This window comes from Ruegeria sp. (assembly GCF_965221235.1).
Lineage (GTDB): Bacteria > Pseudomonadota > Alphaproteobacteria > Rhodobacterales > Rhodobacteraceae > Ruegeria.
Genome location: NZ_CBDCRS010000004.1, coordinates 1,468,804 through 1,481,373, shown reverse-complemented (window position 1 = coordinate 1,481,373; position 12,570 = coordinate 1,468,804). Strand labels below are relative to the sequence as shown.

At 60.1% G+C, this 12,570-nt stretch carries 16 protein-coding genes; 10 read left to right on the top strand and 6 right to left on the bottom strand.

Going from position 1 to position 12,570, the window contains the following annotated elements:
- Complete coding sequence (locus tag ACOQOY_RS10525; RefSeq protein WP_420585380.1) at positions 1-645, top strand: DUF1523 family protein; 645 nt, start codon at positions 1-3, stop codon at positions 643-645.
- Positions 646-684: 39 nt separating this feature from the next.
- Here the strand turns inward: ACOQOY_RS10525 and ACOQOY_RS10520 are convergent, their stop codons facing one another.
- The 6 genes from ACOQOY_RS10520 to ACOQOY_RS10495 all read right to left on the bottom strand — a co-directional run bounded on the left by ACOQOY_RS10520 (position 685) and on the right by ACOQOY_RS10495 (position 7,926).
- Positions 685-1,779, bottom strand: coding sequence for a flagellar basal body P-ring protein FlgI (locus ACOQOY_RS10520; RefSeq protein WP_420585379.1), 1,095 nt, complete (start codon positions 1,777-1,779; stop codon positions 685-687).
- Positions 1,776-2,786: a flagellin gene (locus ACOQOY_RS10515; RefSeq protein WP_420585378.1), complete on the bottom strand. Its 1,011-nt coding sequence runs from the start codon at positions 2,784-2,786 to the stop codon at positions 1,776-1,778. The genes ACOQOY_RS10520 and ACOQOY_RS10515 overlap by 4 nt, the downstream gene beginning before the upstream one ends.
- Positions 2,786-4,237: a flagellar hook-associated protein FlgK gene (flgK, locus tag ACOQOY_RS10510; RefSeq protein ID WP_420585377.1), complete on the bottom strand. Its 1,452-nt coding sequence runs from the start codon at positions 4,235-4,237 to the stop codon at positions 2,786-2,788. The genes ACOQOY_RS10515 and flgK overlap by 1 nt, the downstream gene beginning before the upstream one ends.
- A 33-nt stretch (positions 4,238-4,270) precedes the next feature.
- Positions 4,271-5,566: a flagellar hook protein FlgE gene (locus ACOQOY_RS10505; protein ID WP_420585376.1), complete on the bottom strand. Its 1,296-nt coding sequence runs from the start codon at positions 5,564-5,566 to the stop codon at positions 4,271-4,273.
- A gap of 98 nt (positions 5,567-5,664) precedes the next feature.
- Complete coding sequence (locus tag ACOQOY_RS10500; protein WP_420585375.1) at positions 5,665-6,501, bottom strand: flagellar motor protein MotB; 837 nt, start codon at positions 6,499-6,501, stop codon at positions 5,665-5,667.
- An 87-nt stretch (positions 6,502-6,588) separates the two neighbouring features.
- Entirely contained in the window at positions 6,589-7,926 is a 1,338-nt protein-coding gene (locus ACOQOY_RS10495; RefSeq protein WP_420585374.1) for a FliI/YscN family ATPase, read from the bottom strand.
- An 87-nt stretch (positions 7,927-8,013) separates the two neighbouring features.
- Here ACOQOY_RS10495 and ACOQOY_RS10490 point away from each other — a divergent pair, with 87 nt between their 5' ends.
- The 9 genes from ACOQOY_RS10490 to ACOQOY_RS10450 are packed head-to-tail and all read left to right on the top strand — an operon-like array spanning position 8,014 to position 12,565.
- Positions 8,014-8,400: a FlgB family protein gene (locus ACOQOY_RS10490; RefSeq protein ID WP_420585373.1), complete on the top strand. Its 387-nt coding sequence runs from the start codon at positions 8,014-8,016 to the stop codon at positions 8,398-8,400.
- A 12-nt stretch (positions 8,401-8,412) separates the two neighbouring features.
- Positions 8,413-8,799 (top strand): flagellar basal body rod protein FlgC, encoded by a 387-nt coding sequence (gene flgC / locus ACOQOY_RS10485; RefSeq protein ID WP_420585372.1) that lies wholly within the window; start codon positions 8,413-8,415, stop codon positions 8,797-8,799.
- 11 nt (positions 8,800-8,810) lie between these two features.
- Entirely contained in the window at positions 8,811-9,101 is a 291-nt protein-coding gene (fliE, locus tag ACOQOY_RS10480) for a flagellar hook-basal body complex protein FliE (protein WP_420585371.1), read from the top strand.
- Between the two features lie 4 nt (positions 9,102-9,105).
- Complete coding sequence (locus tag ACOQOY_RS10475) at positions 9,106-9,378, top strand: flagellar biosynthetic protein FliQ (protein ID WP_058282142.1); 273 nt, start codon at positions 9,106-9,108, stop codon at positions 9,376-9,378.
- A complete protein-coding gene (locus ACOQOY_RS10470) occupies positions 9,378-10,088 on the top strand; it encodes a flagellar hook-basal body complex protein (protein WP_420585370.1) in 711 nt (236 codons plus the stop codon). Before ACOQOY_RS10475 ends, ACOQOY_RS10470 begins: the two co-directional genes overlap by 1 nt.
- Positions 10,089-10,110: 22 nt before the next feature.
- On the top strand, positions 10,111-10,896 hold the full coding sequence (gene flgG / locus ACOQOY_RS10465) for a flagellar basal-body rod protein FlgG (RefSeq protein ID WP_420585369.1): 786 nt from the start codon (positions 10,111-10,113) through the stop codon (positions 10,894-10,896).
- The gene (flgA, locus tag ACOQOY_RS10460; protein ID WP_420585368.1) at positions 10,896-11,309 is read left to right on the top strand and encodes a flagellar basal body P-ring formation chaperone FlgA; all 414 of its coding nucleotides are present in this window, start codon (positions 10,896-10,898) and stop codon (positions 11,307-11,309) included. Before flgG ends, flgA begins: the two co-directional genes overlap by 1 nt.
- A complete protein-coding gene (gene flgH, locus ACOQOY_RS10455) occupies positions 11,309-12,040 on the top strand; it encodes a flagellar basal body L-ring protein FlgH (RefSeq protein WP_420585367.1) in 732 nt (243 codons plus the stop codon). The genes flgA and flgH overlap by 1 nt, the downstream gene beginning before the upstream one ends.
- A 9-nt stretch (positions 12,041-12,049) precedes the next feature.
- Complete coding sequence (locus tag ACOQOY_RS10450; RefSeq protein WP_420585366.1) at positions 12,050-12,565, top strand: flagellar basal body-associated protein FliL; 516 nt, start codon at positions 12,050-12,052, stop codon at positions 12,563-12,565.
- The last annotated feature ends 5 nt before the right edge of the window (positions 12,566-12,570 follow it).

Genomic DNA, 12,570 nt, shown 5'->3' with positions numbered 1-12,570 from the left:
ATGGCCTATTTGAAATGGGCATTCATCATCATCTTCTGGGGCACGATTGCCGTGATCCTGCAATACTCCCTGCCGCAGCGCGATATCGTGCGGGTTGTGAACACCTATGAAGAACGTCAGGACCTGAACGACTGGACACGGATTTTCTGGTCCGAGCCGGATGACCAATCCACCAGCCTGTCAAACCGCGATGTGCAGTTCATTCAGGCCGTGCGCGCCAATGGCAAACCGATTGTCTATCGAAATGAGGATACAAGCTGGGGCTGGCCACCGTATTTCAAGTTCGACACAGCCAACCTTTATACCGAGGCCAATGACGCGATCTCGGACAAGAATAACCCTGAGTGGGTGGCCGTCACGCACTATGGCTGGCGAAACGAGTTCATGTCGATCTTCCCCAATGCGGTCTTCATCAAACATGTGGATGGGCCGGATGTGCGGATCATTCCGTGGTTCAACATCGTTTTCCTGACCGTCTTCTTTGCCATCGTCTGGGCGATCTGGGTGCGTTGGCGCAGGTTTCGGCAGGCGAAAATCGACCAAATGCTGGAAAATGTCGAAGACGGTTTTTACGCCGCGGGCGATGCAATTGAAGAAAAGCGCAATGGGTTGCGCCGGTGGATGGACAGCTGGAAATCCAAATAGGGACGCGGACCTGCTGATCCGCACCCCTTCAGGCTTTGGTTAGCGGACCACAAATTCCGCGTGGAGCGCCCCTGCGGCCTTGATCGTTTTCAATATGTCGATCATGTCGCGGGGTGAGACTCCAAGAGCGTTCAGGCCGGCCACGACCTCGGACAACGTGGTCGCCTCAGGGATTTCGGCCAGCCCGGTGCCTTCCTCTTCTTCGATGCCGGCGATTGTACGGGGAACGACGACGGTTTCACCCCGCGCAAACGGGTTGGGCTGTACCGCAATCGGGGCTTCTTCGACCGTGAGCGTCAGATTTCCCTGAGATACCGCAACCCGCGAGATGCGCACCTCTTGCCCCATGACAATCGTGCCCGAACGCTGATCGACCACCACACGCGCCTTGGCTTCCGGCTCGACCAGAATATTCTCGATCCGCCCCAACGCATGCGCGGTTGAGATCGACTGCGTCGCGGCGATGTTCAGTTCCACCGTACCGGAGTCCCGCATGATAGCGACCGCCCGGTTGAACTCGGTATTGATCGCGATCTCAATGCGGCTGGCGGTGGTGAAATCAGGTTCGCGCAGGGCAAGCCGCATCTGCGTCAGGGTGGACAAGTCAAAGTCGATCTCTCGCTCGACCCGCGCGCCCGAAGGGATCACGCCCGAGGTCGGCACCCCCTGCACAACCGATGCAGCCTCGCCCTCGGCCGAGGCGCCACCGGCCAAAACCGTGCCTTGCGCCACGGCATAGATCTGACCATCGGCGGCGTTCAGCGGTGTCATGATCAGGGTCCCGCCCAGCAGGCTCTTGGAATCGCCGATGGCGGACACCGTCACGTCGATTTGCCCGCCGACCCGTGCAAAAGGCGGAAGGCTGGCTGTGACCAGAACGGCGGCGACATTCTTGGGGCGAAAGTCCTCTCCGTTCACGTTCACGCCCAGCCGCTCAAGGATGTTCGACAGGATCTCTTCGGTAAAGGGCGAGTTGCGCAGCCCGTCGCCGGTGCCGTTCAGCCCGACCATCAGGCCGTACCCAACCAGATCATTGCCCCGCACCCCGTCGAAATCCACAAGGTCTTTCAGTCGAATTGTACCAGCCGTAACGAGGCTGGGCAGCAGCATCAAAAGGAATACAAGAAGTCTCATCTCAGGAAGTTCACCAGCGACAGGTTCGCATTGCGAACGGTGACGGAATACAGACTTTCCAGCTGAAACTGGACGGTCTGCAACTGCGTGGCGGTCTCATACGGGTCGGCGGCAATCAATTTATTTCGGCTGAATTCCAAGCTGGTCTGGGCGGCGCTGTTGCGGGTGGCAGCCTGTTCGATACGCGCCTCAGCCGATCCCACCTGAGCACGCAGATTGACGATGTCGTTCTGAGTGTTGGCCAGATCAACGCCCAACTGGGTGAACAGGCTTGTGCGCTGGTCGCGCGGCAGGTTCAGCGCAGTGTCCGAAACCAGTGCCGCAACCGCAATATCCCGAATGGCCTCTTTCAGGGCAGGATCGGTGGCCGTGATCGGTAACCTGACGCTTTCATTCTCGGAAATTTGCATCGGCGCCAGCGTTGTACCCGAACCCTGATAGATCACGGCATCAAATCCGGTGGGATCGTTGAACCAGTCTTCCGCCGCCTGCCGGATGTCGGCCGCTGTGGTATAGCCGGTCAGTTCCGCCTCGAGCGCGGTCAGTAACGTGTCGGTCGAGGGCAGGGGGGAAACGTCGGTGGCCGCACCGGAATAGAGGCTGCGCCCGCCCGCCCGCGTGTTAAGCGCAGACATGATATTATCCAGCTCATTCCGCGCCTGTGCCGAGGCATTTTCATGGCTGACCGCCTGGTTCGACGTGCCAAACGCCAGCAGGGATGATGTGATTTCGGACACGGAGTCGTTGATCGTGGTCAGGCTCAATTGCATGGCATCCGTGAACAGACCCGCCTCGGCGGTCGACACCTGATAGGCGTTCAGGCGCGACAGGCTGCGATCCAGATCCAGCAGATGTGAATAGTCGCCATCCAGCCGCCCGGATACATCCTGAACCTTGCCAGTAGACATTTCGTAAGACAGCGTTTCGATCTGATTTCTGAGTTCCGTGGACCGGGTCTGCAAGGTCATGCCCCGCGCCAGATCACCGATAGATGTCAAATTCATCATCACAACCTCAACAATGTATCCATCAATTCATCGACCACCGAGATGATCCGGGCGTTGGCCGCATAGGCCTGTTCGATTTCCATCAGGTTTTGCAGTTCCTGATCTGTGTCCACGCCATTTTCCGCCTCGATCCGGGCCATTTCCAACTGTGCGTTGTTCGCATAGGTCAGGCGCTGGCTGGCGGTATGGGCGTTGGAGCCGGTTCTCGTCATCAGCGCTTCGGTCAGGTCAGCGGCGCGCATGTCGCCGGTGCCAAAAGGCGAGCCTGCCACGGCGCGCGACTCACTGAGAATGGCACCAAAAGCCAGCAGCTGAGTGGCGTCGCCCGGGGCACCCGGGGTTGCCGCGCCGAGCCCGTCGCGCAGACGCCAGCTGTCGCCGCCATTGTCGGGGTCGACTATGATGTTCAGACTGATGCGCGAGGCCAACCCCTCGGGAGCGGTTGCACTGAACCGGTTGCCAGCATCGGTAAACAGGCCCGGATCAGTGGGCAGCGCGGTCGGGTCCAGACCGGGTGTTTCGAACCTTTCGATCAGGTCGCGGGCAACCGAGTCCAAATGGTCCTGTGCCTCAACAGCCAGCTCATCGCGGATCTCGAATTGCGCCATCAGCGCCCCGCCCCGTATCTGAGCATTGCCGCCGCTGGTGCGCACAGGGTTGCCGTTCATCTCAAGCCCCGACAGTAGACCGTTTCCCACGGTCATGTGCGGTTTGGTGTCACCGGTAGTCGTAAAAGAAAACTCGGCGGCGGTGCCTTCCAGCAGGATCAGCCCGCCATCGGAATACAGCGACACCTGATCATTTGCGCGTGGTACCGCATTCACTGGCACCAGCGCATTCACCTGGTCAATCAGCACCTGCCTTTGATCCAGCAAGGCCCCGGTATCTCCGCCCGAAAATTTGACCTGAGGGATTTTGGCGTTCAGCGCCTCGATATCCCTGAGATTCTGGTTCAGACTATCTACCTGTTTGCCAATTGTCCGGTCTGCATCCGATCGCAATTGCCGAACGCCCTCGGAAGCCGCGTTGAGGCTGGTCGCGAGATCGCGGCCAGTGCGGGCAACCTGATCGAGCCGCTCAGAGGAGTCGGGCAGGCTGGCCGCTGTGATCAGGCTGCTGTCAAACTCGGCCAGCCGGTTCGCCAGCGAGGTCGGATCGTCGACCGTGCCAACAACCCGTTCCACGCCAGTGTGAAAACCGGACAGTGCAGTCTGATAGGCCAGCTCTGCATCTGTGGTACGGCGGTTGGCGGTCAGAACCGGGTCATGGTTGCGGACCACGCCAACGGTGCGCACGCCGGTGCCTGAGATCACGTTCGTGGTCAGCTCAAGCGACCGCCGAGCATAACCGGGCGTCAGGGCATTGGCGATATTGTCCGACACAACCGACGTTCCGCGGCTAGAGGCGGTCAGGCCGCTGACGGCGTTGTTGAATGCTGTCGACAGGTTCATGGGACAGCCCCCCTTTCCGGATCAGAGCTCAAATCAGCGTTTGAGGTTGGTGGTTTCCTGCAACATTTCATCAACGGTCTGAATCACCGTCGCACTTGAGGAATAGGCGCGTTGCGTCTGGATCAGCGAGGTCAGCTCGGTTGCGATATCGGTGGTCGATTCCTCGCGCGCAAAGGATACGAGGTCGCCAGTCGGGCCTTCACCTGCATTCCACAGGAAAAACGTGCCGCTGTCGCGCGACGGGGCGTAGGTCTGGCTGTCCAGCGCGGTCAGGCCGTTGGGGTTGGGAACATCGGCAAGCGGGATCTGGAACATGCGGCGGCTGACGCCGGTGTCATAGAACGCATAGACATATCCGTTCTCATCGACCTGAACGCTGGTCATTGTACCCACGGCCGATCCGTCGCGCGTGATCGACACCGGCGCGAAGGTGTCCGACAATTGTGTGATGCCATCGGCGTCGCCGATCTGGCCGATATTGATCTCCATCGGGCCGCCCGCGACGTTGACGACCACGCTGCCAGTCACAGGGTCATACGCGCCGCCGGACACAGCCGCCACACTGGCCAGTGTACCGCCCGCGGTGCGGCTGTCGGTAAAGGTCAGCGTGTATTCTCCGATCACTGCACCGCCCGAGGCCGAATCCCGTAACACCATTGTCCATTCGTTGCTGGACCCGGTCGCCGGGACCGTCGGGATCAACTCGATATCGACGCTTTCGGATTTCCCCAGATTGTCGAAATACTCAACGGACAAGGGCTGCATATCCCCCGGCGCTCCGGCGTCGGTCGCGGTTGCGGGCAGGTTCATGCGCAGGTTCATCTGCGTGGTCGGAGCACCTGACAGTTGATTGACGCTGAGCTGAATAGGCTCCAGCGCTGCCGGGGTGTCTCGCGGCACCGATGGGATGGACCCGTCCGGGTTGGCGCGCCAGCCCAGCAGAACAAGGCCGGATTCAGAGACCAGATAGCCTTCCTCATTGGTGCGGAACGATCCGGTTGTGGTCAGTAGCATTTCGTTCGAGCCGCCCGCGATCTGTGAGCTTGGGCGCACCGGCAGCATCCCCCGCCCGCGCACCGCCAGATCGGTCGAGTTGTTCGTGGTCACAAGCGATCCGCGTTGGTCGATCATGCGCTGGCTCGTGGTCCGAACCCCACCCGCCGAATAGCTGCCCCCCTGTCCGGTTGTGACCATGGAATGAAAATCGGTTTCGACCCGTTTGTAACCGAAAGTCGAAGAATTCGCGATGTTGTCCGAAATGGTGGCCAGCCGGTTGGCGTTGGCCTTCAATGAGGCCACACCGGCATTCAGCGAGGAGGAAATCGTCATTGGCACGCCCTTCTGTTGCGTCAATCGTTGTTGCAACAGCTAGCGCACTGCCTCTTAACAGCGCGCTAACAGGTAAAATGCCATCTATCCTGAGATCGTCAGGAGTTGCGCAGAAAGATGATCTCTATCCTGTTGTTGCGCACGGCCATCGGGTTCTTATCGGTCAATTCCCGGTCGGCGTGGCCGGTCACACGATCCAGCCGCGACGTTGCAAACCCCTTATCCTCAAGCAATTGCCGCACCACCTGTGCGCGTGAGGTCGACACATCCCAGGACGGATCGCGCGCCAAGACAAGGGGCGAGGCGCGGACATGACCTTCGACCGCGACATCGTTCGTTACCAGATCCGAAGACCGCGCCACCAACAGTGAAAGCGCGCGCATCATCGGCGTCGGCTCGTCCGTGCCCGATTCGAACAGCGGCTGATCCTCGGTGTCGAACAACTCGACCACCAGCCCTTCGTCCGTGACGCGCGTAACGATGTGTTTCAGCACCTTGTCCGAAATCATGCTTTCCCCGGTGCGGCCCAGCAGCTGTGCTTCGAGCGTCGAAAAATCCTCGGACGCCTCTTTGCCGCCATCGGGATTTACCCCGATCGACCCGCGGGCCTGCCGCGCAATAGTCGGATGCCGTTTGGCAGCCCCCGAGCCATCCATCACCATGGTCTCTTCGGAAAACATGTTGTTGCCGCCAAAGGCCCCGTCACCGCCGCCTGAAACCGGGTTCACCGGAATCGTCGGCGAGAAGTAATCCGCCAGCCCTTTTCGTTGAGTTTCCGTCGTCGCGTTCAGCAGCCACATCAACATGAAGAACGCCATCATGGCCGTGACAAAGTCGGCATATGCGACTTTCCACGCGCCACCGTGGTGGCCATCGCCACCGGACACACGTTTCTTCTTGATGATGATTGGCGCCGCATTGGATTGCGCACCCATCTCCACCACCTTTTTCTATCACCCAACTACAGGCGTAGCCGGGCAGGTCTTAAGGTGGGCTTAACACTTAAAACTGTCCGGATTTCCCTAGCGCGGCGGGTTTGCACCGGCGCGCCGCAGGATTAGTTGCAGGCGATTGAAACTGTTCTGGATGCTGGCTGGTTCGGATTTGCCGAAGAACGCGTCTAGTTCTTCATGCACGCGAACGGCCTGATCCAGTAGCGGGTCTGCGCCCTCGGCATAGAGCCCAGCCTTGATCATCACTTCGGACTGCTCATAGCTGCCAACCAGTTTACGAACCTCCGAGATCATCTGGTTTTCTTCCGGCGTGGCCGCCCCCGGCAGGCTGCGCGAGACCGAGCGGCTGAGGTCGATGGCCGGGAAGCGCCCGCGCTCGGCAATGTCACGGCTGAGAACAATATGCCCGTCCAACACGCCGCGCAGAATATCGGCCACCGGCTCGTCCATGTCCGACCCGGCGACCAGAACGCTGAACACGGCGGTGATGTCGCCCTGATCGGCTGCGCCGGGACCAGCCCGTTCGCAAAGACCCGCAATCAAAGGCGTCACCGACGGAGGAAATCCGCGCAGCGAAGGCGCTTCACCCATCGCAACCGCGATCTCGCGATGCGCTTCGGCAAAACGGGTCACCGAATCGGCGAGGAACAAAACGTTCAGCCCCTGATCGCGTAGAAACTCGGCCACCGACATTGCCGACCACGCGCAACGCCTGCGTGCAAGGGCAGACTGGTCCGAGGTCGCCGCCACAACGACCGAGCGTTTCATCCCTTCGGCCCCAAGCGCGTGTTCTACAAACTCATTCACCTCACGCCCACGCTCACCTATCAGCGCAACCACTACCGCGTCTGCCTGCATCGACTTGGCCAGCGTTGCCAGCAGGGTGGATTTGCCCACACCCGACCCGGCAAACAGACCGATCCGCTGGCCCTGCACCACGGGCAGCATAGTGTTGAGCATCGCCAGCCCGGTCTCCATCCGCGCGCCCAGTGGCTTGCGGTTCACAGCCGGGGGTGGAGCGCGCATGATGTATTGCTCCTGCGTGCCCGATAGCAGAGGCTTCCCGTCCAGCGGTTTACCGAACGGATCAACCACCCGTCCCAGCCAGTGCATCCCCGGCGCAAAAGCGGGCGTCTGATCCAGAATCACCCGGTCGCCCAGACAGACTCCATCAGGAGCCGCCGTCGGCATCATGTGAATCATTTCCGATTCGACATGCAGAACCTCTCCGGCCAGATCTGGCCCGCTGCGCCGTCGCAGCGTCAGGTGATCCCCGATGCGGGCATGCCCCTCAAGCCCCTGTATTTCAACGACTCCGCGGGCCACGCCGGACACGCGGCCCATGTGACGCACGGCGGACAGGCGGTCGAATTCGGATTTCAGAAGCATCGGGTCGAGATCGGACATCGTGGGTTCTCCAACGGGTTTCTGAAAACGCTTTCTAAAGGAATCGGGGTTAAGCCTTGATTGAAATTGATCGAGGGAGAAGCCCCGATGTTCTATGACCTGAACGTCTTTAAGACCGCGTACGCAATGGCAACCCATGCCGGGCAACGGCAGGCCGTGGTGGCGCGCAACATGGCCAATGCGGATACGCCGGGCTACCAGCCCCGCGATATCGAGGCCTTTCAGAAAGCATTCGAAAAGTCGGGCCGTGAGGTCTCGATGACCGCCACCCGCGCCGGGCATCTGAATGGTGCTTCCGGCCCACAGCCCTGGGCCGAATATGAGGTCGCGCCTTCGGGTGATCCCAATGGCAACGGCGTGTCCGTTGAGGAAGAGATGTTCAAAGCGATTGAGGTCAAGCGTCAGCATGACCGCGCGCTGACCATCTACAAATCCTCGATGAACATCCTGCGCAGCAGCCTCGGTCGGTCATAAGGAGCGTCAGACATGAGCGATTTTTCCCATTCCCTCGCCGCCTCGACCAGCGCCCTGCGCGCGCAATCGGCCCGCCTGCGGCATGTGTCCGAGAATATCTCGAACGCCGACACGCCCGGTTATCGTCGCAAGACTGTGCCATTTGAGACGGTCCAGAAGGACGGCCAGCAGGTGGTGCAGGCCGGGCGGGTCAAGCTGGACCGCCGTGATGGGTCTCGGGTCTACGATCCCGGTCACCCGATGGCGGATGAAACCGGTCACTATCGCGGCTCGAATGTCGATCTGATGATCGAAATCGCCGACGCGCGTGAGGCGCAGCGCAGCTACGAAGCCAATCTCAAGATGTTCGACCAGACACGCCAGATGTCGTCGAGCCTGATGGAACTCCTCAGAAAATAAAGGACACCAGAATGGATATCCGATCCCTGACCGCAGCACAGAATTATGCCGTCGCCCGCCCGGCCACGCAGGCCGATCCCGACCACGCCGGAATGGCGCAGGGGCTGCGCAACACGTTCCAGGATTTCACCGCGACGCTGAAACAGTCCGAGCATATGTCCGAGGCCGCCATGACCGGCCAAGCCGATCCGCATGCGCTGGTTCAGGCGCTGGCGCAAACCGAACTGGCCGTGGAAACGGCGGTCATAGTCCGCAACAAAGTGGTCGAGGCCTATCAGGAAATCCTGCGGATGCCGGTCTGACGTGATGCTCAGCGAAGGTCTCTTCTATGACATCGTGCGTCAGGCGCTGTGGGTCGCGGTGATCACCTCGGTCCCAATTCTGGCGGTCGCGCTGGTCTCGGGCCTGATCGTCGGCCTGTTTCAGGCGCTGACCTCGGTGCAGGAGATGACGCTGACCTTCGTCCCCAAGCTGATCGCCATCGTCATCGTGTTCTGGATTTCCATGGGCTTCATGACCCAGACGCTTGTGACGTTTTTCACCACAACTCTCATCCCGTTGATCGCTGGAGGTCGCTGATGGATACTGCCTATACCACCCTGTCCCGCCAGTCCGGGCTGATGAATGAAATGCGGCTGGTGGCGAACAATATCGCCAATGCGAACACCACCGGATACCGGGCGCAGGGTTTGGTGTTTTCCGAATTCGTTCGCGACATGCCGGGCAATCCGTCCCTGTCCATGGCGCGGGCCGAGGTGCGCAATACATCGCTGCAACAAGGGCTGCTGACTGAAACTGGAGGGCAGTTCGATTTCGCCATCGAAGGCGATGGGTTTTTTATGGTCGAAACGCCCTCGGGCAACCGTCTGACACGGGCGGGTGCTTTTTCCCCCAGCGCCGATGGTGATCTGGTCACGATGGACGGCCACCGGGTTCTGGACAGCAACGGCGCGCCGGTCTTTATCCCGCCGGATGCAGCCTCAATTGATGTGGGCAGCGACGGCACGCTGAGCATTGAAGGCCAGTTGCTTGGGCAGATCGGCGTCTACCGGGTGGAGGATCCCAAGACATTGGTGCGTGAAGGCAGTACCCAGTTCCGGGCCGAAGGCGCGATTGATCCGGTCGAAAGCCCCGTGGTCCTGCACCGTTTCCTCGAAGGGTCCAACGTCAACGCGGTCGAGCAGGTGACGCGGCTGGTGGAAATCCAGCGCGCCTATGAGCTGGGCCAAAGCTTTCTGGAAACCGAAGATGAACGTCTGCGCGGCGCGCTCAAGGCGCTGATGCGTTGATTTGTAAAAAGGAGATTTCAACATGCGGGCTTTGAAAATTGCAGCAACGGGCATGACCGCGCAGCAGATGCGGGTCGAAACGATCTCGAACAACCTCGCGAACACCAATACCACCGGCTACAACGCACGCCGGGCCGAGTTTGCGGATCTGCACTATCAGCAGATGGCGCGGGCCGGGGCGGTGAACGCCAATGATGGAACCGTCTTGCCAACGGGTATTCAGCTGGGCCTCGGCGTGCGTCCGTCAGCGGTCTCGGTGCAGTTGGCGCAGGGCGCTTTGTCGGCTACCGGCAGCGATTTGGATGTCGCCATCGAAGGTCGCGGCTATCTTGAGGTGACGCTTACGAATGGTCAGTCCGGTTTCACCCGCGATGGCAGTCTGAAACGCTCGGCTGAGGGGCTGATCGTGACGTCTGATGGCTACCCGGTTGCGCCCGAAGTCACCATCCCCGATGACGCCCGGTCGATCTCGATCAACGCGTCAGGTGAGGTCTATGCCTATTTCGACGACGCGCCCGAGGGGCAGTTGCTGGGGGAAATCACGCTGGCCAGCTTCTCGAACGCCAAAGGGCTTGAGGCGATCGGCAGCAACCTGTTCCGCGAGACCGAAGCCTCGGGCGCGCCGGTTGTTGGCACTCCGGGCGAAGACGGTCTGGGTACCCTGCGGCAGGGCTATCTTGAGGACAGCTCGGTCGATGCCGTGCGTGAAGTGACCGAATTGATTGAGGCGCAGCGCGGATACGAGATGAACGCCAAGGTCATTTCCGCCGTCGATCAGATGATGGGCGCAACGACACAGGTGCGGTGATGCGGGCTCTGATCCTGATATCGCTGCTGGCCCCGGCGTCCGTCTGGGCTGACATTGTCGTGCCAACACGCACCATCCGCGCCAAAGAGATTATTTCAGCCACCGATCTGGAGCTGAAAGCGCAGCAGGTGTCTGGAGCGGTGTCCAATCCAGAGTTTCTGATCGGGCAGGAGGCTCGCATCGCACTGTATCCCGGGCGTCCCATCCGCGCGGGCGACGTGGGTCCGCCCGCTTTGGTTGATCGTAACGATCTGGTGGTTCTGGTCTTTGACCGCCAGCCCCTGTCGATCACGGCGGAAGGACGCGCACTGGGCCGTGGTGCCGCCGGAGATCGCATAAGGGTGATGAACCTGTCCTCCCGCACCACCGTCACCGGCGTGATCCGCCCGGATGGTCAAATCGAGGTGAAATGATGTCAGCACTTTCAAAATCTTTGTTATGCGCCGTGCTGGTCGTGTCGGCCTGTGGTCGCGTCGATCATCTGGGAAAACCTCCAAGCTTCACTCCGAACGAGGATTCCCCTGAACATGTCGCGATGCTGTGGCCGGGCTTGCCCCTGCATACGCAACCGCAGCGCACTGTTGATCAGTCATCGTTGTGGAGTGGCGGGCAGAACTCTTTGCTGGGGGATCAGCGGGCGATCAAGAAGGGCGATATCCTGACCGTTGTGATCGAGCTGGATGAAAAGGCCGAATTCTCGAACGATACGGAACGGTCGCGGTCGGCGTCGGAGAGCCTGGGAATTGCGGGGCTGTTCGGCCTGCCGCAACGTGCGCAGGATCACTTGCCGGATGGGGCGTCGCTGGCGGATGCGGTTGAGATTGACTCGTCCTCGGAAAGTTCGGGCGAGGGGTCGGTCAAGCGCAAGGAAAAGCTGACGCTGCGCGTTGCCGCAACCGTAGTCGATGTCTTGCCGAACGGAGTGCTGTCGATCTCGGGCTCGCAGGAATTGCGCGTCAATTTTGAGCTGCGCGAGCTGTTGGTTCAGGGATATGTGCGGCCGCAGGACATCTCGCGCAAGAATGAGATCACTTACGACAAAATCGCCTCGGCCCGGGTGTCCTATGGCGGGCGCGGCCAGATTACCGATGTGCAACAACCGCGATATGGTCAGCAGATCCTTGATGCCATACTGCCGTATTAAGGAGCAGATGTGATGAAGAAACTGCTACCCGTGGTGTTTTTGCTGGTCGGACTGGGCGCCGGTATCGGTGCCGGAGTTGCTCTGGCCCCGTCCGGCGACGAGAAAGAGACGGCGAAAGAAGAAAAGTCCAACGCCAAGGAAGACAAACCGAAGGCAAAGGAGAAATCCGCCAAAAAGACGGACAAAAAAGACAAGGTAAGCGAATATGAGTACCTGAAGCTGACCAAGCAGTTTGTGGTCCCTGTCGTGGACTCGGATCGCATCGCGGCTTTGGTCACGATGTCGCTGAGCCTTGAGGTCACGCCCGGCATGACCGAGGCCTTTTATGCGCTGGAACCAAAGCTGCGAGACGGGTTTTTGCAGGTGATGTTTGACCACGCCAATATTGGTGGCTTCGACGGAGCGTTTACGGAGTCTGACAATATGACCGTGTTGCGCAAAGCTTTGCTGGAAACCGCGCGCAAGGATCTGGGGGATGACGTGTCGCAAGTTCTGATCATGAGTGTCAGCCGTCAGGATGTTTGATCCCG